The following is a 24,195-nucleotide window of genomic DNA, read 5'->3' on the forward strand; positions in this document are numbered from 1 at the left end:
CAGGTGCGCGGCACATGGCCCGCTCCTGCGATCCGCTTTTGCGCACCCGAGAAAACGCGCGGACGCTGTCCGACGCGAAAAAAGTGAGTTTGAGATGAGCGATTTTGACATGATGGGGCTGCCCGCAGCCTTGGTGAAACGACTGAGCGCGATGGGGCTGAAAGAGCCGACACCGATCCAGAAACAGGCGATCCCGCATGGGCTGAACGGCCGTGACGTGATGGGGCTGGCGCAGACCGGCACCGGTAAGACAGCCGCGTTCGGCATTCCGCTGGTGGCACAGATGCTCCAGATGGAAGGGCGTCCCAGCCCCAAGGCCGTGCGCGGTCTGGTGCTGGCACCCACGCGCGAACTGGCCACCCAGATCAGCGTGAACCTGCGCCAGTTTGCCGAAAGCACCCCGCTGAAGGTGGCGATGGTCGTCGGCGGACAAAACATCAATACCCAGATCAAGCGGCTACACTCCGGTGTCGACCTGCTGGTCGCGACGCCCGGCCGTCTGCTTGATCTCTTGGACCGCAAGGCCGTGCGGCTGGACGAGGCGACGTTTCTGGTGCTGGACGAGGCGGATCAGATGCTCGACATGGGCTTTATCCACGATCTGCGCAAGATTTCGCAGCTTATCCCGAAAAGCCGCCAGACCTTCCTGTTTTCGGCCACCATGCCCAAGCTGATGAACGAGATCGCCAACAGCTATCTCAATTCACCGATCCGCATCGAAGTCTCGCCTCCGGGCAAGGCAGCGGACAAGGTGACGCAAGAGGTGCACTTTATCGCCAAGGCGGAGAAGAAGGCCCTTCTGGTCGAGCTTCTGGACAAGCACCGCGACGAGCGGGCGCTGGTATTTGGCCGCACGAAACATGGTTGCGAAAAGCTGATGAAAGATCTGGTGAAGGCCGGATTTAAGGCCGCGTCGATCCACGGTAACAAATCCCAGGGTCAGCGTGATCGCGCCATCGAGGCGTTCAAGTCAGGCGAAATCACCGTACTGGTCGCCACGGATGTTGCGGCGCGCGGGTTGGATATCCCGGACGTCAAGCACGTCTATAACTACGAACTGCCCAACGTGCCGGACAACTACGTGCACCGGATCGGGCGCACCGCACGCGCGGGCAAGGACGGTGCCGCAATCGCGTTCTGCGCACCCGACGAGATGGGCGAATTGAAAGATATTCAGAAAACGATGAAGATCGCCATTCCCGTCGCATCGGGTCGTCCGTGGGAAGCGATGGAGATCCCCGCCAAGCCCAAAGGCCGTGGCGGACGCGGCGGCGGGGGCCGTGGGCGCGGGCAGGGCGGCGGCGGTCGGCCGCAAGGGGCCTCCGGCAGCGCACCGGGCGGCGCGTCCAAGCCGGGCGGCGGGCGGCGCAGACGGCGCAGCGGCGGCGGCAATGCCTCAAGTGCTTGAGCACACAGACATTGAAAAAAGGGCGCTTTTCCGGGCGCCCTTTTTACTGCGGGACCAGCGGTGATCAGGCGTAGAGAGAAGCCACGCCAAGCTCTGCGTGGATCTCGTTGACCTGCGCCGGGGTCATGCTATACCCGCTGGCAAGCTTGTGAAGATACTGCGCTTCTTCCTGCGTATCGAGATCAATGGCCAGTATCGACATGGTATATACCTGCGGCCCCATTCCGTCGGGTGTATCGGCGACCAGCGCGTCCACATCGACGGGTGCCTGCATTCTGCGCTGGATGAACGCGGCCTCGTCCTCGTCTACCTCACCCAGATGGCCAAGTAGCTTGCGTTGCTCGGACTCGTCGAAAGTCCCGTCGGATTTAGCCGCCTGAATCATCGCGGCAAGCATCAAGGCGGCGACCGCCTCCTGATCTTGCGAAGGTTCGATAGGCTGTTCAGGCGATTGATCGAATTGCGAATTCAACACCGCCCCGAAGCTTTCGCTGTTTTTCGGCGGTGCCTTATTCACCGTCTTGCCAAGTCCGCCAAGCAGTCCGCCCGCGGCGGCGCCACCGGCAAGCCCGCCAAGCATATCGCCAAGACCGCCTTGGGTCGATGCGTCACCACCCTGGCGCTGGCCACCGAGGTTTTCAAGCAAACCTCCCAAGCCACCGCGTCGGGTGCCGCCCGTCGTATTTCCGCCGCCCAGCAGCCCGCCGAGCATGTCGCTCAAACCGCCTTGGCCGCTTGCGGTGGTGCCCCCTGTGAGTCCGCCGAGCAGGCCGCCCAGACCGCCGGTCTGTTGTAATTTGCCATCGTTGCCCTGTTTGCCGCGGTTCATCATCGCGCTCGCACCCTTGGCGACGGCTACGCCGACCGCCACTTTCGCGAGGGTTTTCATCAAAGACATGGATCAGTTCCTTTCGGTTTCATCAGTTGCCCCATCATGGCACGTTTGCCGACGTCGCGCCGGGGGAAAGACGGCGATCCGCGTGCATTGACAATCTTCCGCTCACTCGCCCTTGTGGCACCATGGAACGCAAATCCCACATTGATACCTTCGGCGCGGTGGCATTGATCGCCTTTGCATTGAACTTGGCGTTCAACCAAGTGGTAATCAAGGTAACGGCAGGCGGTTTCAGCCCTGTTTTTGCGGCTGGCCTGCGGTCAGCAGGAGCCATCGCGGTTTTGCTTTTGTGGATGTATCTGCGCGGCGTCTCCCTGCGCATCATGCCCGCTGCCCGGCCCTGGGCCATCCTGTCGGGGCTCTTATTCGCGTTTGAATTCATCTGTCTGTTCACGGCACTTGACCTCACAACGGTCAGCCGATCCTCGGTCATCTTCTATTCGATGCCGCTCTGGCTTGCGCTGGCCAGCCAGGTGCTGTTGCCGGAGGAGCGGCTGACCTGGTTCAAGTCCGCCGGTCTGGCGCTGGCGATGGGCGGTGTCGTGATTGCGCTTGCAGACCGCAGCGGCGGACAAGTCAGCTGGGCCGGTGATCTCCTGGCGCTGGCGGCGGCGCTGAGTTGGGGCGGCATCGCTTTGCTGGTGCGGGTGACACCGCTGGCGCATGTGCCACCCGAACAACAACTGATGTCGCAGGTCGCCGTCTCGGCACCGATCCTTTTGCTGCTCGCGCCGTTGTTCGGACCGTTGCTGCGTGAGGTCGCACCGATCCACATCGCCGGTATGGCGTTCCAGATTCTCGCGGTGGCGTCATTTGGATTCCTTGGGTGGTTTTGGCTGATGAAGCGGTATCCAACCAATTCGGTCGCCTCGTTCAGCTTTCTTTCGCCAGTGGCGTCGGTGCTAATGGGGTGGATCCTGCTGGATGAACGGATCGCACCTTCGATCTGGATCGCGCTGGGAATGGTCGCGGCCGGTATCACGCTGATCAACCGCCGCCCACGATTTTAGGTCCCGCAGAATGTTGCCGGAATTACTTCGGCAGGTGTCGGTGGCCTCGCCAAATCCGGATCGGTGAGCGTGTACGGGGACGCAAGGGCCTTCATCAACCGCGTGAACGGCGCCATGTCTCCGGCTACCGCTGCCTGGATCATCTGCTCCATCCGGTGATTGCGCGGGATCACGGCAGGGTTTGCGGTGGCCATGACAGCGCGGGGGTCATTTTCCTGCGCGATGCGCGCCTCATGTGCCGCGCGCCACGTCTCGAATGCCGTTCGGTCGGTAAACTGGTCATGGGCCTGCGGCGTGCCAAGCGCGCGGAAGGTATTGGTGAAATCCGCGCCGTCCTTTTGCATCAGATCCAGCAGATCGTTGATCAGGTCCGCGTCCTGCTCTTTCGGACTCGAAATCCCGATCTTGGCCCCGAACCGTCGCAGCCAGGCAGCCTCGATCTGATCGGGCATCGTGTGGACAATCGCGGTCGCTTCCTTCACTGCGGCGTCCTTGTCCCCCATCTGTTGCAGCAGGGCAGTCGCGAATTGCGCCATGTTCCAGATCGCCATGTTAGGCTGGTTGCCGTAGGCATAGCGGCCCTGCTGGTCGATCGATGAGAATACCCGCCCCATGTGGAAATCATCCATGAAGGCACAGGGGCCATAATCAATCGTCTCGCCGCTGATGCTGCAATTATCCGTGTTCATCACGCCGTGAATAAATCCGACAGACATCCATGCCGCGATCAGCTCCGCCTGGCGCGCACAGACCGCGCGCAAGAAGCTCATCGGACCGTCCGCCTCCGGATAATGACGTGTAATCGCGTATTGGGTGAGGCGGGCCAGTTCTTCGGTCTGTCCGCGATGCGCAAACACCTGAAAGGTGCCGACGCGCAGATGGCTTGCGGCGACGCGCGTGAGAACCGCACCCGGCAGGGCGGTCTCGCGGTAGATGTCCTCGCCCGTGGCCACGGCGGCCAAGGCACGCGAGGTGGGTATGCCAAGCGCGTGCATCGCTTCCGACATAACATACTCGCGCAGCACCGGACCCAGCCAGGCGCGCCCGTCACCGCCGCGCGAATAGGGCGTGCGGCCCGCACCTTTCAGCTGAAGGTCGCGTCGTATCCCCTTGCTATCAAACACTTCACCGAGAAGGATGGCCCGTCCGTCCCCAAGCTGTGGCGTGTAGTTACCGAACTGGTGCCCGGCATAAAGCTGCGCAAGCGGCATGGCGCCTTGGGGTACCCTGTTACCGCTAAACACAGACGCGATGGCCTCTTCGTCCGGCACGTCAATCGCCAGATCCCGCGCGAGATCCGCATTGAACGCAAGAACTTTTGGCGCCCTGACCGCCGTGGGCGCGACGTGGGTGTAAAAGGCGTCCGGCAGACGGGCGAAGCTGTTGTCGAATGAAGTTTTGATATCCATCCCTCAGATATAGGGTGGCGGTGCGGTTCGCGCCAGTGCTGCCGCCCGACGACATTTGTGCCGAGGAGTGAACGTAAAGGTCAGCGCACGCTGAAGGGGTCTACAGGCGTTTCGACATGAGCATGTATTGGTCGCGCGGCTGAAACCCTGCCTTCTGATAGAGTTTCATCGCCGCGGCGTTGCTGCGATCCACTTCGAGGTGGATCGCGCGCAATCCTGCGCCTGCGAGCGCCCGTGGCAGGGCGATCAGCGCCTCCGACGCGATACCGCGTCCGCGCACACCGGGGCGGATGTAGAGCTCGTCAATGATCGCGTCCAAACCGCCGAATTCGACCGACCACCCGAACGTGATCACGATATAGCCGATCGGGGATCTGGGCGGGCCGATGAGATAGGCACACCCGTGCGGCACGCCATCCAGCAAGGGTGCGACACCGTCGCGCCGCCGCGTCTCCGTCGATCTTATTCCGCTTTCGGTGTGAAATGCCGCGACCAGCGCAAGCATCCGGTCCAGATGTTCGGGGCCGCCGAGCGTAAGCGCCGCGCTCACAAACGCCCCAGACGCTCTGTCAGCAGGTCAAAGAAACCGTCCGCATCCAGATCGCCCACGAAAAGCGCGTTCGGCGTGCGGTCCGTCACACCCCACCAGTCCGCGACTGTCATCCCCAGGGTCAGTGCGCCTTGCGTCTCGATCCCCACATTGACGTGGCGCCCGGTGAACAGGTCAGGCCGGATCAGATACGCGGTTACGCACGGATCATGGAGGGGGGCACCGTCGCTGCCGTATTTTTCCTTGTCGAAACGCTCGAAAAAATCCGTCATCTGCGCGACGGCACGACCTACGGGTGTAGCCAGGGCGCGGAATGCATCGTTGCGCGGGCGCGTGACAAGCGCCTTGTGCGTGACGTCAAGTGGCATGACCACGATGGGCGTTCCGGATTTGAAAACAATATCAGCGGCTTCCGGGTCAACGTAAATGTTGAATTCTGCGGTGGGCGTGACGTTGCCGACCTCGAAATAGGCCCCTCCCATCAGAACGATCTCTTCGATCCGGTCGGCGATGTCGGGCGCCTTTTGCAAAGCCGTCGCGATGTTTGTCAGCGGGCCAAGCGGGCACAGCGTGACGGTTCCCGGCGGGTGGGCGCGCAGCTGTTCGATGATGAAATCAACAGCATGGCCCTCGGCCAGCGCCATCACCGGGTCTGGCAGGTTCGGTCCATCGAGACCGGTCTTGCCATGCACATGCTCTGCGGTGACCAGATCGCGGCCTAGAGGGCGATCACAGCCGGCGAACACCGGTACATCTGGTTTGCCCGCCAACTCGCAGACAACGCGCGCATTTTTCGATGTCAGCGCGAGCGGAACATTGCCCGCGACGCAGGTGATGCCCAGCACCTCGATCTCTTCGGGGCTGGCCAGAGCAAGCAGGATGGCGACGGCATCGTCCTGTCCGGGGTCGGTGTCGATGATGATCTTGCGTGGGGGCATCTGGCAATCCTTGGGTCTTCGATTGCGCGCACCCTGCCAAGGCGTGCGGGTCTTGTCCAGCGAACAGGCACGCTTGCGCAAGGGGGCGCTGATTGTCTAAGCCTTGTCCATGAGTGAACCAAAGCCATTGTATCTGCATCTGGGCGCGCACCGCACGGGCACATCTTCGTTTCAGATGATGCTGGCGGAGAACGGCGATCTGTTGCGCGGTGCCGGGTTTGATCTTGCCTATCCGGGGCGCGACGATATTCCGGGCGGGGATCTGGCGCTGCGCCTGCCGCAACCCCGCAACAAGGACCAGTGGCAGGACCGGTTTGTGCCCAATGCGGCGATCGAATTGCGCAAACAGGCAAGTGCGGACAGCACGGCGATGATCCTGTCGGAGGAGAATATTCCCGGACGGATGATCCATTTCGGATCTGGGCGGTTCTATCCGGCGGCCGAGGAGCGTTTCAAGACGCTGGCCGAAGCGGCCGCCGCTCCGGTTCTGCGTGCGCTTCTGGTGGTGCGTGAATATGCCGACCTGTACGTTTCCGCCTACCGAAAGCGCGCGGAAGACAATCATTCGGATCCGTTCGACGATGACCGGCGCAACATGATGCGGATGGATCGCGGATGGCCGGAGCTTGTCGCGCTGATCCAGACACATCTTCAGGCGCAGCAGCTGATCGTGGTGGAATACGCCAGCCGCGGGCGCAGCGTCGATCTTCTGCGGCATCTGCTGCCCGAAACGCGTGAGATGCCGCTGATCGAGCCCGCGCACAGGATGAACCATAGCCCGACGGATGCCGCGCTGGAGGTGTTGCAGGCGATCTATGCCAAGGGCGACACGCTGGAGCGGGAAGCATGGCAGCAGATCATTCTTGAGCACCGCGACGACCACGCGTCACGGGGGATTTCCGAGTTCACCAAACGACAGAACCGCATCTTGCGCGGACGCTATGCCGAGGACCTTGACCGCCTTGCGCAAATGCCGGGCGTCGTGCTGGTCCGCTAGGCGCGCTCATCCGCCTTGACGGCATCCCACAGTGCGTCCATCTGCGCCAGATCGCTCTGCGCCGGGGTCTTGCCCAGATCCCGTAGCTTGGCCTCGACACCGTTGAACCGGCGGATGAACTTGTCGTTCGCGGCGCGCAGGGCGGCTTCGGGCTCCACCCCCAGATGCCGACCCAGATTGGCCATCACGAACATCAGATCGCCGAATTCCTCGGCCACTTCCGTTTGGGTCAGAGTACCCTGCGCCTCGACCAGTTCCGCCGCCTCTTCGGCGATCTTGTCGATGACATCCGCCGCGTCGGGCCAGTCGAACCCCACTCGCGCGGCGCGCTTTTGCAGTTTGTACGCGCGCAGCAGGGCGGGCAAGCCCACCGCGACCCCGTCGAGCGCGCCTTTCTGTGCCTTGCCCGCCCGCTCTGCCGCCTTGATCGCCTCCCAATCCGCGGTTTGCTGCTCGGCCGATTTGTTGCGGCTTTCTTCGCCGAAGACATGCGGGTGGCGGGAAACCATCTTGTCGGAAATGTTGCGCACGACCGACTGAAACGAAAACAGGCCGCGTTCTTCGGCAATCGCCGTGTGATAAACCGATTGCAGCAACAGATCGCCCAGTTCTCCCTCAAGCTCGGACCAGTCGCGCCGCGCAATGGCGTCCGCGACTTCATAGGCCTCCTCGATGGTGTAGGGCGCAATGGTGTCGAAATCTTGCTCAATGTCCCACGGACAGCCGGTCTCGGGATCGCGCAGACGCCGCATGATTTCCAGCAGGCGTTCGATGCCTGCATTTTGGTCGTTTATCAGATCGTCAGCCATTGCGGGTCCCCTCGCTGTGGTGTCAGATAAGGACAACACATCAAAGGAGTCCACCCATGCCTGTTATCAACCGGATAGCGGATTATACCAGCGACATGATCGCATGGCGCCGACATTTGCACACCATTCCCGAACTCGGATTTGACTGCCCCAAGACGTCGGCTTTCATCCGCGATCGGCTTGAAGAGATCGGTGTGGACGAAGTCCACACCGGTATCGCGCAGACAGGGATCGTCGCGATCATCGATGGCAGTGGCACGGGGCCGACCATCGGGTTGCGCGCGGATTTCGATGCGCTGCCGATCGAGGAAGATACGGGTGTCGACTATGCCTCGACCCATCCCGGAAAGATGCATGCATGCGGACACGACGGCCACACGGCAATGCTGCTGGGCGCTGCGAAATACCTGGCCGAAACGCGCAATTTCGCGGGGCGTGTCGCGCTGATCTTTCAACCTGCGGAAGAGGAAGGCGGCGGCGCGCAGGTGATGTGCGCCGAAGGTATCATGGACCGCTTCGCGATCACGGAAGTGTATGGCATCCATAACATGCCAGGGTTGGAGCCCGGAACCTTCCATACCACCGCAGGCCCGATCATGGCAGCGGTCGATTCATTCACAATCCAGATCAAGGGACGCGGTGGCCATGGTGCGATGCCACACGAAACCGCAGACCCCGTTGTCGCCGCCTGCGGCATGGTGACGGCGATCCAGACCATTTCAAGCCGCAATGTTCATTCCGCACAGGAAAAGGTGATTTCAGTCACGCAGATCCACACTGGCAGCGCCAGCAACATCATCCCGGATACGGCGTGGATAAACGGCACCGTGCGCACCTTCGACAAGGAGGTTCAGGCGCTGATCCGGCAACGCATGGACGAGATCGTTCAGGGGCAGGCGGCGTCGTATGGCGTGAGCGCCACGCTCGACTACGAGGAAGGCTATCCCAGCACCCACAACGCGGCGGAGCAAACGGAATCTGCGGCGCAGGTCGCGCGCGAGATCGTCGGCGACGCGCGCGTCGACACGGCATACGGCAAGGTCGCGGGGGCCGAGGATTTCGCCTACATGCTCGAAGAGCGCCCCGGCGCTTATCTGTTCCTCGGTGCGGGCGAGGGCGCAGGGCTGCACCACCCGAAATTCAATTTCAACGACGAGATCGCCCCCGTCGGCGCCTCCTTCTTTGCGCGGCTTGTCGAAACGACGCAGCCGGTGGCGGGCAAGTAGATGGCGCTTGAGGATGCGAAAAGCCAAGTGGATCAGGCGTTCACGCGCGATGATCTGAAGGGGCCGAGCTTTGAGAACGCCTTTGGCGGTGCGACCTCGTTTTTGCGGCGGCGCTACACCAAGGATCTGACAGGGGTCGACATTGCCGTGACGGGAGTGCCGTTCGATCAGGCGGTGACCAACCGCACCGGCACGCGCCTTGGTCCGCGCGCGATCCGCGAGGCGAGCACGCTGCAACCTTACGATCCGCCCTACGGCTGGGATTTCGACGTGCTGTCGGAATGCGCGATCGCCGACTACGGCGATCTCGCGTTCGACTATGCGCAGGTGTCGGAATTTCCCGCAGCACTCACCCGGCACATCAAGGGCATTCTGGACGCCGGAGCGGCCAGCCTGGCCCTGGGCGGTGATCACTACATCAGCTTTCCGATCCTCAAGGCCTACGCCGAGAAATTCGGCCCCGTAAGTCTTTTGCACTTCGATGCCCATTCGGACACCTGGCCCGATGATGACATGGACCGGATCGACCACGGCACCATGTTCTACAAGGCGATCAAGCTGGGGCTGGTGGATCCGGCAACTTCCGTTCAGGTGGGGATACGCACGCATAACGACGACACGATGGGCGTGACCACCATCGACGCGCGCGCGGTCCACGAAGGCGGCACCGCCGCAGCCGTCGCACAGATCAAGTCGGTGCTGGGTGACACTCCCGTTTATCTGACTTTCGACATCGACGCGTTGGATCCTGCCTTTGCGCCCGGCACCGGCACGCCGGTCTGGGGCGGGCTGACAAGCTGGCAGGCGGCGGCGATGCTGCGCGATCTGGCAGGCATCAACATCCGGGGCGGTGACGTGGTCGAGGTCTCGCCCCCGTTTGATACCACGGGCGCCACAGCGATTGCGGGCGCGCATGTGGCGACGGAAATCCTGTGTCTTCTCGGCGCGCGGATACGCAAGACATGAGCATCAAGAACCAACCGCTCGGCGGAAACGAACTGGCGCGGTTTTCCGGGCCCAATACCTTCATGCGGCTGCCGTCCGTCAACGATCTCAAGGGGCTGGACGTGGCCATTCTTGGCATCCCGATAGATATCGGAACCTCGTGGCGCTCTGGCACCCGCTTTGGCCCCAAGCAGATCCGCGCGGAAAGCGCCATGTTGCGACCCCATAATCTGGCGACGGGGGCTGCGCCATTCGACGGTTTGCAGGTGGCGGATGTCGGTGATCTGGCAATCAACACCTTCTCGTTGTCAGACAGTTTGAAAATCATCGCAGAGAGTTACGATCAGATCCTCATGTTTGACGTGATGCCGGTCGCGATGGGGGGCGATCATTCGATCACCCTGCCGATCCTGCGCGCGATGGCAAAGCGGTACGGTCCCGTGGCACTTGTTCATGTCGATGCGCATGCGGACGTGAATGACCATATGTTCGGAGAACGCGAAACCCACGGTACCGTATTCCGGCGCGCGTATGAAGAAGAGTTGATAAACCCTTCGAAAACCTACCAGATCGGCCTCAGGGGCACCGGCTATGGCGCGGATGATTTCACCGAGGCGGCCGGCTGGGGCTTCCAGCAGTGGCCGGCGGAAGAGCTGTGGCACCGCAGCCTGAGCCAGCTTGGTGAAGAGATTCGGCGCGATATTGGCGACATCCCGACTTATGTTACTTTCGACATCGACAGTCTGGACCCGGCCTATGCGCCCGGCACCGGAACGCCGGAGATCGGCGGGCTGACAACCCCGCAGGCGCTCGAACTGATCCGCGCCCTCAGGGGTATCAACGTCGTGGGGTGCGATCTTGTCGAAGTGTCGCCGCCCTATGACCCATCCGGCAACACGGCGCTGACAGCGGCGAACCTGCTTTACGAGTTACTGTGCATTCTGCCCGGGTGCGCGTATAGGGAGCGGTAACCCCGCCGTGCAAGGGACGAATAAAGGTGCACAAGATGATACTGACTTTGATCCTGATCGCCGTGGTGGCCCTTTTGGCGTTCATTCGGTTTGCGCCGACCGATGTTTCCCGCTGGCACAGACCGGTCGGTCCCGCCGAAGACGCCACCGGCGAGGGGTGGGCGGCACGGGTCATCCCAGCCGCGCCGGATCTGGTGTCGGACTTGCATCAGGGGATGCTGGCGCTGCCGCGCACGGAACTGCTCGCAGGCAGCGTGGGCGAGGGGCTGTTGACCTATATCACCCGCAGCAAATGGATCGGGTTTCCCGACTACACCACGATCGAGCGGGACGGCGACCACATCAAGCTGTATGCGCGCCTGCGTTTCGGCAAATCAGATATGGGGGTAAATGCCGCGCGGCTGGACGGGCTGATCAAATCTGTCCGCGCCAAGCGGAGACAGGGATGAGCTGAGGCATCCTTCGTGCGTTTCGCGCCACATCGGTACGTTCAGCGACATCTGGCATTGAGCCATGAACATCCGCCCGTTCACGTCGAGACAGATCGTTTCGCCCAACTCGACCCGGTCGCCGGTGCTGTCGGTACAGTAGCAATCGATTGTCCTGCCCTGGGGCGTAACGATATCCGCGAAGATCGGCAGCGGCATAAGGATCAGGATGAGGATCGTGCGTACCATGCCAGCCAGCATACCATGCGCCACCTCTTGACCAAAGCACTTCGATAGGCCACTTGCTGCATTATGATACCGATGGACCGCCTTGCCCAGATTACTGCCCGTTTCGAGTATCTTGAGGCGGCTATGTCCACTGCGGGCGGCGATATTTCAAAGCTGGCCAAGGAATACAGCGATCTGCGCCCGGTCGTGGAACAGATCGCGGCCTACCGCGCACTGCTCGACGATCTTGAGGGCGCGCGCGAGATGCTGCTGGACGAGGACATGGCGCCGCTGGCGCGCGAGGAGATCGCCCGGATCGAGACGGCGCTGCCGGCTGCCGAGGCGTCCCTGCAGATCTCGTTGTTGCCCAAAGACGAAGCGGACGCGCGCCCTGCCATGCTGGAGATCCGCCCGGGCACCGGTGGCGACGAGGCGGCGCTGTTTGCGGCGGATCTGCTGCGCATGTACCAACGCTACGCCGAGGCGCGCGGCTGGAAGGTCGCGTTGATCGAAGAGCAGACGACCGAGTTGGGCGGCATCAAGGAAGTCGTGGCCCATATCACCGGCGAGAACGTGTTCGCGCGGCTGAAATATGAGAGCGGCGTTCACCGGGTGCAGCGGGTGCCCTCGACCGAGAGCGGCGGGCGCATCCACACCTCCGCCGCCACCGTCGCGGTGTTGCCCGAGGCGGAGGACGTGGATATTCATATAGATGCGAACGACATCCGCATCGACACGATGCGGTCCTCGGGGGCGGGTGGACAACACGTCAATACCACGGATTCGGCGGTTCGGATCACCCACATTCCCACCGGCATTGTCGTCACCAGCTCGGAGAAATCGCAGCACCGCAACCGTGAAATCGCGATGCAGGTTCTCAAGGCGCGGCTCTATGACGCCGAACGGCAGCGCGTGGACAAGGAGCGCTCGGACAGCCGCGCGGCACAGGTGGGCAGCGGCGACCGCTCCGAGCGGATCCGAACCTATAACTTCCCGCAGGGCCGGATGACCGATCACCGGATCAACCTCACGCTATACCGGCTCGATGCGATCATGCAGGGCGATCTGGACGAGATCGTGGATGCCCTGACCGCCGATCATCAGGCGCAGATGCTGGCGGAGATGGGGCAATGACCACAGCGGCCGTCGCCATGGCCACCGCCACCGCCCGTCTGCGGGCGGCTGGCGTGCCCGATCCCGCACGCGATGCGCGCCTGTTGCTGGCGCATGCGGCTTCCGTGGACGCCGCGCGCGTGACCTTGATCGCGCCCGAGGAAATCGCACCCGAAATCTCTGAACGCTACGAGCATCTGATCGCCTTGCGCGCGGTTCGTGTACCGGTATCGCATCTGGTCGGGGAGCGCGCCTTTTACGGACGCGGTTTCAAGGTCAGCCGCGATGTGCTGGACCCCCGGCCTGAAACCGAAAGCCTGATCGAGGCGGCGCTCGGCGCACCGTTCGAGCGGGTTCTTGATCTTGGCACGGGGTCGGGCTGTATTCTGGTGTCGTTGCTGGCCGAGCGGCCTCAGGCGACCGGTGTGGGTCTTGATCTGTCGGAGGCCGCGTGTTTGCAGGCCAGCGCGAATGCGATTTTGCACGGGGTTGCCGAGCGCGCTGAGATTCAGGTTTCGGACTGGTTTGGGACGGCACAAGGCCGGTTCGATTTGATCGTGTCTAATCCGCCCTATCTGGCCCGCGAAGAAATGCGTGATATCGCGCCCGAACTTGCCCTGCACGAGCCCGTGATGGCGCTGACGGACGGTGCCGACGGGCTGAGCGTGTACCGGCTGATCGCCGAGCAGGCGCTGTGCTATCTGAGCGCGCAAGGCCGTGTTCTGGTCGAGATCGGGGCGACCCAGGGGCCTGACGTGCGGGCGATATTCGAGAATGCGGGCTGGGCCTCGGTGGTGATTCTGCCCGATCTGGACGGTCGCGACCGTGTTATCTGTGCCGAAAACCCCGCCTAGGCGGTATTGCGCGCATATTTTGAGGGTACGGGCGCGTATTCTCTCTTGCTCCGCACCCGCTGACATGTTTAATCGTAGATGTTGCAGCGGATGACCCGGTTCTGCGGTCCCGCGCGGCGTTAAGCCCAACATATGTATGTGCCGGTTTTATTTGACGCGCGCTTTTGCGCCTCCGGCCTGAATGAACAACAGCACCAAAAGGCTGACTTCCCCTATGAAACCTCAAAGATCGCGTTCGCGTAACAAGAACAACCGTAACCGTGGTGGTGGCAGCCAAAGCGGCGGTAATGTCTTCAATCGCGTGTTCGACAGTTCGGGACCTGAAGGCAAGGTGCGCGGCACGCCCAGTCAGGTTATCGAGAAGTACAACCAGTTGGCGCGCGATGCCCAACTCTCCAACGACCGTGTGGCGATGGAAAGCTTTCAGCAGCACGCGGAGCATTATTTGCGTTTGCTGTCGGAGGCCCAAAAAGAGCAGGACGCCAAGCGCGAAGAGCAGGAGCGGCAGAACCGAGAACGGCAGGCGGAACGGGATCGGGAACGCGCGGAGCGTCAGGAACGCGAAGCAGCGCAGCAAGCCAAGTCCGACGAGACGCCTTCCGCCGCGCCCGACACTGCTGCGGATGCCCCGCAAGAGGCCACGGACGACAGCGACAGCAATTTGGTGGAAACGCCCGAGAGCAAGCCAAAAACACGCCGCGCGCCCCGTCGCAAACCCAAGGCCAAGGCCGATGACAGTGGCGACGAAACACCCAAAAGCGATGGTAACGATCAGCCGGAGGCGGCAGACTAATCACATCCGGTCAGAATTCGAAGTGACGACCAGAAGAGCCTCGCAAGTGTGCGGGGCTTTTCGTTTGTTGGGACGGAGCCGCATCGGGACAGGGGCGCGACCGCTGTGCTGTCCTGTCTCTTTGGAGTCTTCGGTTAGGGCGGCACACCTGCGAAGGCTCAGATGCAACTGCTCCCTGATATGCGCCAACGTCACCGGATCAGATCGCTGTCGATGGTGGGCCGAACGGCTGCTGAGTACCTGCAACCCGCGCGGGTTGGCGGCTATGACGCGACACAGCAGATCTGTTGGAAACGCAGAGCGGTGGTCTTCTATTACTCTGAACCTCACGGCTGTCGGCTCGCGCGAACGTGGGTGACTTTGGGATGCCTCCCGCTTCATTCTGAGGATGCAATACCGAAGCCGATGCCGGTCATTCCCTTCCTTGAGACCAAATCGCTCTTCCAACACACCGAGCTATGCGCGCGAGGCCGACAGAGCTAAAACCGCGCCGACCCTTCGCGCGGGACCGGTAACGCGCGTTTAACAGCATGTCGTGCTTCGCAGCTTTATAGCTCTGCTGGTTTCACAATGGCTGGTGCGTTTGATGCATTTTGCCCGGCCGGTCATCTTGGAACGTCAGGAACGCGCGATTTCACGGGCGAGGGCGCAGAACCCCTCAAGGGGGATCTGCTCTGCGCGGTCCGTGGGAGCGATACCCGCTGCGCGTAGTCGGTCTTCGATATCGGGCGCGGTCGATTTGAGAGCCGCGCGCAGCATCTTGCGTCTTTGATTGAAGGCCGCAGCAACAACACGGTTCAGGACGGCGGCATCGGCTTCGAAGCGGGGCTTGTCCAGTGCTGTCAGGTGAACGACCGCGCTTGAGACTTTCGGCGGGGGGGTAAAGGCCTCGGGAGGCAGCGCCAACACGATTCTAGCGTCGGTGCGCCATTGCGCCAATAGCGCGAGGCGTCCGTATGCCTTGGACCCGGGCGTGGCGACAATCCGCTCCGCTACCTCACGCTGAAACATCAATGTCAGGCTTTGCCAGAAGGGTGGCCACGCGGGCGGTGTCAACCAACGCACAAGCAATTCGGTACCGATGTTGTAGGGCAGGTTCGCCGCAACGCGGATCGGAGGGGTCAGGTGCGCAAGGGGGTCGATCTCGAGCGCGTCGCCTTCAATGACCTGCAACCGACCCGGATAGGCGTTGGCGATGTCCTGCAGGGCGGGCAGGCACCGGTGGTCCTTTTCGATGGCCAGCACGCGGCGTGCGCCTTCGGACAGCAAGCCGCGGGTCAGGCCACCTGGTCCGGGGCCGATTTCGAGCACGTCAGAGGTGCTCAGATTTCCGGCCTGCCGCGCGATCTTGGCGGTCAGATTGAGATCGAGCAGAAAGTTCTGGCCGAGCGATTTGCGCGCGCTCAGCCCGTGGTCGGCGATCACCTGGCGTAGCGGCGGCAGGGAGTCGATTGCGCTCATGCCGCCGCCATCCGGTGCGCCATGCGGATCGCTTCGATCATGCTTGACGGGTTGGCGGCGTTTTTACCTGCGATATCGAGGGCGGTACCGTGATCGGGAGAGGTTCGGACAAACGGCAAACCCAGGGTCACGTTTACGCCACGGTCGAAATCGAGGGTCTTGATCGGGATGAGCGCCTGATCGTGATACATGCAGATGGCCGCGTCATAGGACGCGCGTGCTGCGGCGTGGAACATCGTGTCGGCGGGCAACGGTCCGCGCAGCTCGTAACCTTCGGAACGCATTTGCGAGACGAACGGGGCGATCCAGTCGATCTCTTGGCGGCCCATGGCACCGCCTTCACCGGCGTGGGGGTTGAGGCCACTGATCGCGATCCGGGGCGCGGGCACGCCGAACCGATCGCGCAGACCATCGTGCGTGATCTCGATCGTACGGCGCAGGAGCGCGGGGGTCAGCGCGCGGGACACGTCTTCGAGCGCGATGTGGATCGTCGCTGGCACCACCCGCAACTGCTCGGAGGCGAGCATCATCACAACGTCGCAGCCGCCTGCAAGAGCTGCAAGGTATTCCGTATGGCCGGGATAGGCGAAGTCCGCGCCGTCCTTGAGCGCCTTCTTGTGGATCGGTGCGGTGCAGACGCCGGCCGCCGCGCCGGACATCACCAGGTCCACTGCGCGGGCGATCACGTCGATCACGCCTTGGGCGTTGGCCGGATCGGGCAGGCCGGGTGATACCACACCGGCCAGCCGATGCGTCAGCACCGGCAGCGCACGGTTCGACACGTCGCCCGCCTGTGCCGCGCTGTCGATGATTTCGAAAGGCACATCAGCGGGCAGATGGCGCGGATCGCCCAGCCACATCATCGGCACCTTGTCTGCCAGGGTGGCCCACGCGCGCGCCGCGATTTCTGGGCCGATGCCGGCCGGCTCGCCGCAGGTCAGCACGATGGGCAGGGTCATTTCCGGCTGATGCGTGCGTCGGCGCGCAGTTCCGCAAGCAGGCTGTCGGCGAAGCCCGACAGGCGCCGCTGGCGGATCGCCGCCGCTACTTCCTCGCGGCTGACTTCGGCGTTCTGTGCGGCGGTGCGTCCACACATCATCAGGAATACGAGCGCCTGACCGTCGGACCGCGTCAGAGCAGTCGAGACTTCTCCCGGGTCGAGCTTGCTCAGCTCAATGGCGAAGTCCTGCGGCAATTCGGCGGGCGTCCGGGTTTCACGGTCCAGCACGCCGTCCGGCTGGCCCTTGGCGAAGGCGTACAGGTCGTCGCAGACGTCGACTTGCGTCTTGAGGCGAGCGGCCTGTTGCAGTGTTCCTTCGGACCGGCCGCCGGCCAGATAATAGGCGGCATATTCGATGGCGGCATAGTCCTTCTGCGGTTTGCCGGTTTCGTCAATATCGCGCAGCTGAAACAACGCGACCGCGTTCGGGATGTTGAGCGGCTGAGTCACCTCGCCGGGCGAAAGTGCAAGAATGAGAGGTTGCAGGGCAGGTGGCAGATTGCTTAGCGATTGCCACGGCAGACGGCCCCCGGCATCGCGGGTTGCTGTCGCGGAATAGCGGCCTGCGTAGGAGGAGAACTCGGCGACCGACGTGCTTTGCGCGATTTCTTCTGCAAGCGCGGCAACGCGCGCTGCCTGTGGGGGTGGCGCGGGAATGATAATTTCGGACACCAGCACCCGGATGTTCGAGGCACCGTTGCTTTGTGTGGAAAGCGCGCGGTCAATCTCAGCCTCCGTAACATCGACGCGGTTGCCATAGCGTGCGCGGATTAGATCGCGCCAGGCGACGCCGTTCAATACGAAATCGCGGTAAGTTTCTTCGGCCACACCGGCGCGTCCGAGGGCCTCTACGAATTCTGCGCGGCTCAGGTTGGCGCGGCCCGCGAATTCCTCCATCGCGGCATTGATGCCTTCCTCGCCCAATTCCAACCCGGCGTCGCGGATCGCCTGCGCGCGCAACCGTTCGTCGATCAGGCTTGTGATCGCGGCCTCGCGGGTGCCGCCCGATGCGTTGAGCACTTGCAGGAACCGCACCCGCTGCTGCACTTCGAATTCGGTCACGACGCTGCTGTCGACAGTTGCCACCGGCGCGAACAGGTTCTGCGCGACGGCAGGGCGCCCGAGGGGTGCCGTCAGCAGGACCGCGGCGAGTGTGGGGATGATGAAGGGTGCGAGGGTCAGTTTGAACATGAGCGGACGTATCTTTCTGTTCCAGTGTCAGCGGCAAAGCCGCGCAGACCGATGTTAAAACCGAAATCGGTCGAGGGCTCAACACTTGTTGATGTGGTATAACGGCGCTTGATGCTCAGATCGAGGGTCACACACTCGTTTTCATAGCTCAGGCCAAAGCCTGCCGTCGCTGCCCGGTCCGAGGCCGTGTCGAACCGCCAATCCGCGCTTGCGGTCCAGTAGCGGTTTATCTGCAAACTGCCGTCGAGCGCGAATTCGGAAACGCTGCTGTCGCGGTCCTCACCGGCGTCGGCGTCCAGCCAGACGTACCCCCCGCCGAGCCGCCCCCGGCGCATGGCGAAATCACCACGCACCTCGGCCTTGGTCAGGTCGAAGTCTTCGGTAAGCAGGCTGCGTCCGGTCAGGTACAGTGCGCTGCCGGTCTCGATTTGACCGGCGACGAGAAAATCGGACGAAAGCGAGTCGAGGCCTGATGTCGCGGAGAACCCTGAATCCGTATCTTCCCTGAAGACCTGACCCAGGGTGACATGCGTGTTCCAGCCGTCAGGATCGAACCGTGACCAACCGACCCCGAGTGCGGCCATCGCCCCGCGCTCGCGTCGGTCCGGCCGCGGAAACCGGGAGATGCTCAGGAGATTGCCCTGATCGAACTCCACGCGGGTGCTCTCTTCATTCGGGATATCCAGACGGGTGCCGCCGACGACGCTGACTTGGGCGACTGGCTCAAGCAGGTGGCGCACGCCGTTCGCGGATTGGCGGCTGAGCGGATAGCGCAGGGTCAGAGCCGCATGGGGCGTTATTTCGGTAACGCGGTCGGGAAATGTATCGTCCTGCGCGATGCGGAACGCGTTGAAACTGGCGCCGAGCTGGGTGTCGGCCCGCAACCCGCTGGCGAAGATGGCGGTGCGCATCCAGTCAAGCTGGCCGTTCAGGCGCGCAATATCGCGGCCATCGACGATGTCATCGGCGTCGTCGCTGTCAATCGACACGCTGGAGCTGCGCCTGTGGCTGTGTGCGACAAGACGGGCCCGCACCTCGCCCCCCAGTGCATCGGGAAAGAAGCGCCGCTCGTATTCGCCGTCCAGCACCAGGGTCGGCAGGGTTGCGTTTTCTTCGCCGTCGCGCAGGGTTTTGAAATTGATGAAGCTGGCACTGATGTAGGCATCGCGGCGCGCCCGGCTCAGGCGCAGTTCGGATCGCAGGCGGTCGGCGTCGGAATAGCCGTAGTCCTTGAGATAAGCATCGTCGCTGACCGCTTCGATATCGAAGCGCAGGGTGAAATCATCGGGCAGCGCGAATTCACCGCGCCCGAACAGATAGCCGCGCGTGTCTCCGGGGCGCAGGTCGTCTTCGGTGATGGCGGCGTCGAACTGTACGCGTCCGTTGCGGTAGGCCTGCCGGTAGCGGAACTGCAGGGTCGTCGTCGAAGACGAAAGATAGGGTGTCAGGGTCAAATCCCGTTTGTCGCTCAGCTTGATGAAATACGGGATCTTGAGGCCGATGCCGAGCTGTGACGTGCTGCGTACCGAAGGCACGAGAAAGCCGCTTGCACGGCTCACGGTCGGGTCGGGAAGACGCAGGCGCGGCAACCAGAACACCGGAAGATTGCCGATGCGAAACTGCGCTTCGTCGAAGTAGAGCTGATTTTCGACCGAATCGTGAATCACCCTCTTGGCGCGAATCTGCCAAAGGGGCGGACGCCCGTCGTCGCAGATACGGCACGAGGTGATCGCGGTCTTGTACAGTTGGCTGTAGCGGCCATCGACACGGTTCAGCTGAACGGCTGCCAGTTGCAGCTGTTGTTCGAGCACCAGCCGCGCACCGCGCAGGATGCCGTTTCGCAGATCCCCGTCCAGCGCGGCCGCATCGGCGACGATCACCGTGCCTTCGCCTTCGGTCAGGGTGATTGGTCCGTCGATTTCCAACCCGCCCGTGTCCTGGCTATAGCGGATTGCCCGCGCTTGCAGACGCACGCCATTCTGGAATGCCTCGACGTTACCGGACGCCACAAGCATCCGGTCGCGGGTGATATAAAGCTGGTCCGCAACAAGAAGCGCCGGTGCGCCGGTTTGCTGTGCGCGCAAAAGGCCGGGCAGGACCAACAGAAGAACAAGCAAGAACCGCCGCATCTAACCGTCTTCCTTGTGCAGCAGCAGCCCCAAGGCCAGAAATACGGCCGCTACGGGCGGCGCCCATGCGGAAAGGATTACCGGTATCTGGCCGTTTTCACCCAGAATTTGCGAAAAGCTGCGGATAAAATACAAGCCGAACCCCAACAGTATCGCCAACAGCACCGCGACACCGGTGCCTCCCGATCTGGTATGGCGCATGGTGAAGGCGCTCGCAACAAGAACCATGGCCATCAGAAACAGCGGGCGGGCCAACTCGGATTGCAACCAGACCTGATGACGGCGGGGGCTGAAACCGGAGTATTCAAGCTGTCGGATAAAGTCCGGCAGATCATAAATCGAAATGCTGCCGGCGTTGCCAAAACTGTCCCGGATCCGCTCGAGCGTAAGCGACGAGGGGATCGTCAGCGTTTCGTGAAAGCTGGAATTGCCCTCGGCATTTATTCCGGCTTGCAACGGCCAGGATTTGGCGTTCCTCAGTTTCCATCCGTCGTCTTCAAGAGCCGCACTTTGCGCTTCGATCCTGCGGATCGGCCCACCGTCCCGCTCGTAGGCGATGAAGGTCACGTCATATAGCACCGAGCCGTCGTTGTTCGATCGCCACGCGCGGATTACCGACTGGCCGTCGGCAGTGCCCTGCCGCAGCCACAGCCCTTCTTCGGATACCGACAGAGCGGAGGGGCCGCCGGCCTGATACCCTTCGGAGAGCTGCACGAACCGTTTCGACGTGGCAGCGACAATGGGATTGAACAGACCCACGATCATCAGCCCGATGATAAAGGCCACGGCAACCGGCGACATCAACGTTTTCAACGCTGACCGACCCGCCGCCCGCGTCACCACCAGTTCCGAGGACCGCGCGAGCGAAACGAACAGGGCGACAGTGGCCAGCAGCATGTTGAGCGGCAGGATCAGGTTGATCGTTTGCGGCACGCGCAGCAGGGTGAGCCGGATAATGTCGCCGAACGTCACGTTTTCGGCATAGCTCTCCTGCGCCTGATCGATCAGATCGGTGATGAAGATCAGCGTCGACAGAATCGCGGTGATGTAGAGAAAGCTCATCGTGAAGCGCCGTGCGAAGTACAGATGCAACGTCATGCGGAAGCTCCGCGCCTGTGCAGCCGTGCCCGCCATCCCGGATGCGCCGCATGCAGCAGCATGAGACATGACAAAAGCGCCCCGATCGCTGCAGGCAGATAGAGGATCGGCCAGAGATTTGCCATCTCGCGGACTTGCGGCACCAGCGTGCCGCGCATGCCGTCAAGCGCCAAGAGCAGCCCGAAGGCGATCACGATCTCGCGCCAGACGCCGAACCGAGAAAAGCCGCCGATCAGAAGCGTTGAAAAACCGATCATCGCCGCGACGACGCAGAACAGCGGTTGCGCAATGCGTGCATTGATTTCTTCGGCGATGTCGCCCCGCGTCTTGCCGGACTGAGCAGCGATGCCATCCCAATCGCTCAAAAGTTCCGGTGTGGGGGTGTTCGCGATACTGAGCGCGCGCACATCGTCAGACCGCACGAGCGCTGAGATGTCGAACGAGAAATCCGCAAATTTGGCGGTTGAAAGGCGCAGCTCTTCGCGGTCGAGGCGCTGTGCCAGCCCGTCGACCATGATCAGCGTGGTCACATCGTCGTTGCGGATCAGATAGGCTTCGGCAGCGATATAGATCACCCCGCGCTCCGGGTCGCGCCGATCCGACAGAAAGACGTCGCGCAGCACGCCCTCGGCGTCGATCTGCCGTGTGTAGAATGTGACCTTATCAGTCGGATGCAGGAATGTTCCCTCGGTCAGCAACCTGGCGGTGACATTCTGCGCTATTTCCTGTTCGCGTTGTTTCAGTTCGGACTGCGCCATCGGCACCAGAAAGTGGCTCAGAATGCTCATCCCCAAGGCGACGCACAGCCCGAACACGAGAACAGGTCGTGCCATCCGCCAGGGGCCCGTTCCCGTGGCCTGCATGACCACCAGCTCGCTTTCGGAGATCATCCTGTTGGTGACATAAACCGACGCGGCGAACGTCGCGATGGGCAGGACGGTCGCCACGAGGCGCGGCAGGCCGAGAGCGGTGAATTCGAGAAAAACAAGCGCCGTCTGTCCATCCCCGATAAGGGTATCGAACAGGATTACGGCGCGGTTGATCCAGAAAATTGCCACGAGCACCAGCGCGAAGAAGCCAAACAGCACCAGGAGCTGCGACAGCACGTAGCGGTCGACATGGCCCACTCTGATCCTCCTCACTTCTATTCCACGGCGGTGATTGAGCGCGACGATACCGCAAAGCGAAGGGGTGGAAAACTCCTATCTGGCCTTGGGCGTCTTCGCACGCTAGGTCTTGGCGAAAGCAACCGAAAAGGCGTGTGACATGACCGAGCTGACCTCAATGACATTTTCCGAAACCGATCTGGACGCGATCGCGGCGCAGACCGGCCGCGTGGCGATCTTTGTGGATGCGAAGGGCAAGCTGGATCCCGGCGCGCGCAGGGTCAACAAGATGATGAAGGGGGCTATCGCACGGTTGGCCGAAAGCGAACGCTGGAACAAGATGAAAGAGGCTGACCTGATTACGCTTGCCTATCCGCAGGGTCTGCAGGCGGATGCCGTGGATGTCGTGCGGATCGAACGGTCTGCCAAGGCGGATGTAGCACGCAAGGCGGGTGCGGCGCTGGCGAAGGCGCGCGGTGGCAAGGGCGACGTGCTGATGCTGGCGGGTCCGCTGCGGCGCGCCGAAGACACGGTGTACGGTTTCGCCATGCGCGATTACGCATTCGAGGTGCACAAGACCGCAGAAAGCAGCCGCACCGGCGGCGTGACCGTGATGACCGGCAAGCCAGACGATCTGAAACTGTCGGCAGTTGCACCGCTGGCCGTCGCTGAAGGCGCGCACATGTGCCGCGATCTGGTGAACGAGCCGGCCAATGTGCTGACCACGACGAATTACGCAGAGCGGCTGAAGGAGATGGAAAACCTTGGCCTCAAAGTTGAGGTTCTGGATGAAGATGCGCTGGCAAAGTTGGGAATGCGAACGCTTTTATCTGTGGGGCAGGGGTCTGACAGCCCGTCCTATGTGGTTGCGATGCACTGGAACGGCGGACCTGAGGGCGAAGCGCCGCTGGCGCTGGTCGGCAAGGGCGTCGTTTTCGACACAGGAGGCATTTCGATCAAGCCCGCAGGTGGTATGGAAGACATGACGATGGACATGGGCGGCTCCGCCGCTGTTGCGGGCGTCATGCGCACGCTGGCGCTGCGCGGCGCGCGGGCCAATGTCGTGGGCCTGGTCGGGCTCGTGGAAAACATGCCGTCAGGCAACGCGACACGTCCCGGTGACGTCATCACCTCGATGAAGGGCGATACGGTCGAGGTGATCAACACCGACGCCGAAGGCCGCTTGGTCCTGTGCGATGTGATGTGGTATGCGCAGGAACACTACAAGCCGTCCGCGATGATCGATCTGGCAACGCTGACCGGCGCGATCATCATCGGCTTGGGGCACGAAAACGCAGGCGTTTTTTCCAACGACGATGATTTCTGCGATGGGTTCCTCAAGGCCGCAAAGACCGAGGGCGAAGGCGCGTGGCGGATGCCGCTGGGGCAGGCTTATGATGACCAGCTTAAAAGCCGTATCGCGGATATGAAGAACGTCGGCGGCAGGCCCGCCGGGTCGATCACGGCGGCGCAGTTCCTGCAGCGTTTCGTGAAAGAGGGGTGTCCCTGGATCCATCTGGATATCGCGGGGGTCGCATCGGTGAAATCCGAAACCACGCTCGCGCCCGTTGGCGCGACGGGCTGGGGTGTCGCCGCCCTGAACCGCCTGATCGCGGACCGCTACGAGGCGGAGTGA

General features: G+C 62.4%; 23 protein-coding genes and 1 pseudogene. 11 read left to right on the forward strand and 13 right to left on the reverse strand.

Going from position 1 to position 24,195, the window contains the following annotated elements; genetic code table 11:
- The first annotated feature begins 94 nt into the window (after window positions 1–94).
- The gene (locus Q1A06_RS02495; protein WP_299558318.1) at window positions 95–1,408 is read left to right on the forward strand and encodes a DEAD/DEAH box helicase; all 1,314 of its coding nucleotides are present in this window, start codon (window positions 95–97) and stop codon (window positions 1,406–1,408) included.
- Between the two features lie 64 nt (window positions 1,409–1,472).
- Here the strand turns inward: Q1A06_RS02495 and Q1A06_RS02500 are convergent, their stop codons facing one another.
- Window positions 1,473–2,306 (reverse strand): tellurite resistance TerB family protein, encoded by an 834-nt coding sequence (locus Q1A06_RS02500; protein WP_299558321.1) that lies wholly within the window; start codon window positions 2,304–2,306, stop codon window positions 1,473–1,475.
- Window positions 2,307–2,428: 122 nt separating this feature from the next.
- Here Q1A06_RS02500 and Q1A06_RS02505 point away from each other — a divergent pair, with 122 nt between their 5' ends.
- Window positions 2,429–3,313, forward strand: a complete 885-nt coding sequence (locus Q1A06_RS02505) for a DMT family transporter (RefSeq protein WP_299558323.1) — start codon at window positions 2,429–2,431, stop codon at window positions 3,311–3,313.
- On the opposite strand, the gene Q1A06_RS02510 is transcribed toward Q1A06_RS02505, so the two are convergent.
- The 3 genes from Q1A06_RS02510 to Q1A06_RS02520 all read right to left on the reverse strand — a co-directional run bounded on the left by Q1A06_RS02510 (window position 3,310) and on the right by Q1A06_RS02520 (window position 6,210).
- Complete coding sequence (locus Q1A06_RS02510) at window positions 3,310–4,722, reverse strand: protein adenylyltransferase SelO (protein WP_299558325.1); 1,413 nt, start codon at window positions 4,720–4,722, stop codon at window positions 3,310–3,312. The genes Q1A06_RS02505 and Q1A06_RS02510 overlap by 4 nt on opposite strands.
- 100 nt (window positions 4,723–4,822) lie before the next feature.
- Window positions 4,823–5,272, reverse strand: coding sequence for a GNAT family N-acetyltransferase (locus Q1A06_RS02515; RefSeq protein WP_299558327.1), 450 nt, complete (start codon window positions 5,270–5,272; stop codon window positions 4,823–4,825).
- Window positions 5,269–6,210: a nucleoside hydrolase gene (locus Q1A06_RS02520; protein WP_299558329.1), complete on the reverse strand. Its 942-nt coding sequence runs from the start codon at window positions 6,208–6,210 to the stop codon at window positions 5,269–5,271. The genes Q1A06_RS02515 and Q1A06_RS02520 overlap by 4 nt, the downstream gene beginning before the upstream one ends.
- Window positions 6,211–6,319: 109 nt before the next feature.
- On the opposite strand from Q1A06_RS02520, the gene Q1A06_RS02525 reads away from it, so the two are divergent.
- Window positions 6,320–7,207, forward strand: a complete 888-nt coding sequence (locus Q1A06_RS02525; RefSeq protein ID WP_299558331.1) for a hypothetical protein — start codon at window positions 6,320–6,322, stop codon at window positions 7,205–7,207.
- On the opposite strand, the gene mazG is transcribed toward Q1A06_RS02525, so the two are convergent.
- Window positions 7,204–8,016, reverse strand: a complete 813-nt coding sequence (gene mazG, locus Q1A06_RS02530; RefSeq protein ID WP_299558333.1) for a nucleoside triphosphate pyrophosphohydrolase — start codon at window positions 8,014–8,016, stop codon at window positions 7,204–7,206. The genes Q1A06_RS02525 and mazG overlap by 4 nt on opposite strands.
- A gap of 56 nt (window positions 8,017–8,072) precedes the next feature.
- Here mazG and Q1A06_RS02535 point away from each other — a divergent pair, with 56 nt between their 5' ends.
- From Q1A06_RS02535 to Q1A06_RS02550, 4 genes are read left to right on the forward strand one after another with little or no spacing between them, the layout of a single operon-like run.
- Window positions 8,073–9,242: a M20 aminoacylase family protein gene (locus Q1A06_RS02535; protein ID WP_299558335.1), complete on the forward strand. Its 1,170-nt coding sequence runs from the start codon at window positions 8,073–8,075 to the stop codon at window positions 9,240–9,242.
- Entirely contained in the window at window positions 9,243–10,208 is a 966-nt protein-coding gene (speB, locus tag Q1A06_RS02540; protein ID WP_299558337.1) for an agmatinase, read from the forward strand.
- Window positions 10,205–11,158: an agmatinase gene (gene speB, locus Q1A06_RS02545; RefSeq protein ID WP_299558340.1), complete on the forward strand. Its 954-nt coding sequence runs from the start codon at window positions 10,205–10,207 to the stop codon at window positions 11,156–11,158. The genes speB (Q1A06_RS02540) and speB (Q1A06_RS02545) overlap by 4 nt, the downstream gene beginning before the upstream one ends.
- A gap of 35 nt (window positions 11,159–11,193) precedes the next feature.
- Window positions 11,194–11,607 carry a DUF1499 domain-containing protein gene (locus tag Q1A06_RS02550; RefSeq protein WP_299558342.1) on the forward strand — a complete coding sequence of 138 codons (414 nt, stop codon included), beginning with the start codon at window positions 11,194–11,196 and terminating at the stop codon, window positions 11,605–11,607.
- Here the strand turns inward: Q1A06_RS02550 and Q1A06_RS02555 are convergent.
- On the reverse strand, window positions 11,533–11,847 hold the full coding sequence (locus tag Q1A06_RS02555) for a hypothetical protein (RefSeq protein WP_299558344.1): 315 nt from the start codon (window positions 11,845–11,847) through the stop codon (window positions 11,533–11,535). The two genes, Q1A06_RS02550 and Q1A06_RS02555, sit on opposite strands and share 75 nt — an antisense overlap.
- A gap of 51 nt (window positions 11,848–11,898) precedes the next feature.
- Between Q1A06_RS02555 and prfA the strand changes: the two genes are divergently transcribed.
- The 3 genes from prfA (at window position 11,899) to Q1A06_RS02570 (ending at window position 14,574) form a co-directional block, all read left to right on the forward strand.
- Entirely contained in the window at window positions 11,899–12,948 is a 1,050-nt protein-coding gene (gene prfA / locus Q1A06_RS02560) for a peptide chain release factor 1 (protein WP_299558346.1), read from the forward strand.
- Complete coding sequence (gene prmC, locus Q1A06_RS02565; RefSeq protein WP_299558348.1) at window positions 12,945–13,781, forward strand: peptide chain release factor N(5)-glutamine methyltransferase; 837 nt, start codon at window positions 12,945–12,947, stop codon at window positions 13,779–13,781. The genes prfA and prmC overlap by 4 nt, the downstream gene beginning before the upstream one ends.
- Window positions 13,782–13,995: 214 nt before the next feature.
- Entirely contained in the window at window positions 13,996–14,574 is a 579-nt protein-coding gene (locus tag Q1A06_RS02570) for a DUF4167 domain-containing protein (protein WP_299558350.1), read from the forward strand.
- Between the two features lie 153 nt (window positions 14,575–14,727).
- Here the strand turns inward: Q1A06_RS02570 and Q1A06_RS02575 are convergent.
- From Q1A06_RS02575 to lptF, 7 genes and pseudogenes are all read right to left on the reverse strand, one after another.
- Window positions 14,728–14,916 (reverse strand): annotated as a pseudogene (locus Q1A06_RS02575) (IS3 family transposase); the annotation flags it as partial.
- Between the two features lie 276 nt (window positions 14,917–15,192).
- Window positions 15,193–16,035 (reverse strand): 16S rRNA (adenine(1518)-N(6)/adenine(1519)-N(6))-dimethyltransferase RsmA, encoded by an 843-nt coding sequence (gene rsmA / locus Q1A06_RS02580; protein WP_299558352.1) that lies wholly within the window; start codon window positions 16,033–16,035, stop codon window positions 15,193–15,195.
- A complete protein-coding gene (gene pdxA / locus Q1A06_RS02585; protein WP_299558354.1) occupies window positions 16,032–16,994 on the reverse strand; it encodes a 4-hydroxythreonine-4-phosphate dehydrogenase PdxA in 963 nt (320 codons plus the stop codon). Before pdxA ends, rsmA begins: the two co-directional genes overlap by 4 nt.
- Complete coding sequence (locus Q1A06_RS02590; RefSeq protein WP_299558356.1) at window positions 16,991–18,226, reverse strand: peptidylprolyl isomerase; 1,236 nt, start codon at window positions 18,224–18,226, stop codon at window positions 16,991–16,993. The genes pdxA and Q1A06_RS02590 overlap by 4 nt, the downstream gene beginning before the upstream one ends.
- Window positions 18,214–20,355, reverse strand: a complete 2,142-nt coding sequence (gene lptD / locus Q1A06_RS02595; RefSeq protein ID WP_299558358.1) for an LPS assembly protein LptD — start codon at window positions 20,353–20,355, stop codon at window positions 18,214–18,216. Before lptD ends, Q1A06_RS02590 begins: the two co-directional genes overlap by 13 nt.
- Complete coding sequence (lptG, locus tag Q1A06_RS02600) at window positions 20,356–21,453, reverse strand: LPS export ABC transporter permease LptG (RefSeq protein WP_299558360.1); 1,098 nt, start codon at window positions 21,451–21,453, stop codon at window positions 20,356–20,358.
- Window positions 21,450–22,580 carry an LPS export ABC transporter permease LptF gene (gene lptF, locus Q1A06_RS02605; protein ID WP_299558362.1) on the reverse strand — a complete coding sequence of 377 codons (1,131 nt, stop codon included), beginning with the start codon at window positions 22,578–22,580 and terminating at the stop codon, window positions 21,450–21,452. The genes lptG and lptF overlap by 4 nt, the downstream gene beginning before the upstream one ends.
- Before the next feature lie 139 nt (window positions 22,581–22,719).
- On the opposite strand from lptF, the gene Q1A06_RS02610 reads away from it, so the two are divergent.
- Complete coding sequence (locus Q1A06_RS02610) at window positions 22,720–24,195, forward strand: leucyl aminopeptidase (RefSeq protein WP_299558364.1); 1,476 nt, start codon at window positions 22,720–22,722, stop codon at window positions 24,193–24,195.

Source organism: uncultured Sulfitobacter sp., from assembly GCF_947497275.1.
Lineage (GTDB): Bacteria > Pseudomonadota > Alphaproteobacteria > Rhodobacterales > Rhodobacteraceae > Sulfitobacter.

What these genes read in the sequence shown, in the direction of transcription:
- Q1A06_RS02500 (WP_299558321.1), bottom strand. Translation starts at nt 2,306, where the DNA reads ATGTCTTTGATGAAAACCCTCGCGAAAGTGGCGGTCGGCGTAGCCGTC.
- Q1A06_RS02510 (WP_299558325.1), bottom strand. Translation starts at nt 4,722, where the DNA reads ATGGATATCAAAACTTCATTCGACAACAGCTTCGCCCGTCTGCCGGAC.
- rsmA (WP_299558352.1), bottom strand. Translation starts at nt 16,035, where the DNA reads ATGAGCGCAATCGACTCCCTGCCGCCGCTACGCCAGGTGATCGCCGAC.
- Q1A06_RS02610 (WP_299558364.1), top strand. Translation starts at nt 22,720, where the DNA reads ATGACCGAGCTGACCTCAATGACATTTTCCGAAACCGATCTGGACGCG.
- Q1A06_RS02525 (WP_299558331.1), top strand. Translation starts at nt 6,320, where the DNA reads ATGAGTGAACCAAAGCCATTGTATCTGCATCTGGGCGCGCACCGCACG.
- mazG (WP_299558333.1), bottom strand. Translation starts at nt 8,016, where the DNA reads ATGGCTGACGATCTGATAAACGACCAAAATGCAGGCATCGAACGCCTG.
- Q1A06_RS02550 (WP_299558342.1), top strand. Translation starts at nt 11,194, where the DNA reads ATGATACTGACTTTGATCCTGATCGCCGTGGTGGCCCTTTTGGCGTTC.
- Q1A06_RS02570 (WP_299558350.1), top strand. Translation starts at nt 13,996, where the DNA reads ATGAAACCTCAAAGATCGCGTTCGCGTAACAAGAACAACCGTAACCGT.
- prfA (WP_299558346.1), top strand. Translation starts at nt 11,899, where the DNA reads ATGATACCGATGGACCGCCTTGCCCAGATTACTGCCCGTTTCGAGTAT.
- prmC (WP_299558348.1), top strand. Translation starts at nt 12,945, where the DNA reads ATGACCACAGCGGCCGTCGCCATGGCCACCGCCACCGCCCGTCTGCGG.
- speB (WP_299558337.1), top strand. Translation starts at nt 9,243, where the DNA reads ATGGCGCTTGAGGATGCGAAAAGCCAAGTGGATCAGGCGTTCACGCGC.
- Q1A06_RS02505 (WP_299558323.1), top strand. Translation starts at nt 2,429, where the DNA reads ATGGAACGCAAATCCCACATTGATACCTTCGGCGCGGTGGCATTGATC.
- pdxA (WP_299558354.1), bottom strand. Translation starts at nt 16,994, where the DNA reads ATGACCCTGCCCATCGTGCTGACCTGCGGCGAGCCGGCCGGCATCGGC.
- Q1A06_RS02590 (WP_299558356.1), bottom strand. Translation starts at nt 18,226, where the DNA reads ATGTTCAAACTGACCCTCGCACCCTTCATCATCCCCACACTCGCCGCG.
- Q1A06_RS02520 (WP_299558329.1), bottom strand. Translation starts at nt 6,210, where the DNA reads ATGCCCCCACGCAAGATCATCATCGACACCGACCCCGGACAGGACGAT.
- lptD (WP_299558358.1), bottom strand. Translation starts at nt 20,355, where the DNA reads ATGCGGCGGTTCTTGCTTGTTCTTCTGTTGGTCCTGCCCGGCCTTTTG.
- Q1A06_RS02495 (WP_299558318.1), top strand. Translation starts at nt 95, where the DNA reads ATGAGCGATTTTGACATGATGGGGCTGCCCGCAGCCTTGGTGAAACGA.
- speB (WP_299558340.1), top strand. Translation starts at nt 10,205, where the DNA reads ATGAGCATCAAGAACCAACCGCTCGGCGGAAACGAACTGGCGCGGTTT.
- Q1A06_RS02555 (WP_299558344.1), bottom strand. Translation starts at nt 11,847, where the DNA reads ATGCTGGCTGGCATGGTACGCACGATCCTCATCCTGATCCTTATGCCG.
- lptG (WP_299558360.1), bottom strand. Translation starts at nt 21,453, where the DNA reads ATGACGTTGCATCTGTACTTCGCACGGCGCTTCACGATGAGCTTTCTC.
- Q1A06_RS02535 (WP_299558335.1), top strand. Translation starts at nt 8,073, where the DNA reads ATGCCTGTTATCAACCGGATAGCGGATTATACCAGCGACATGATCGCA.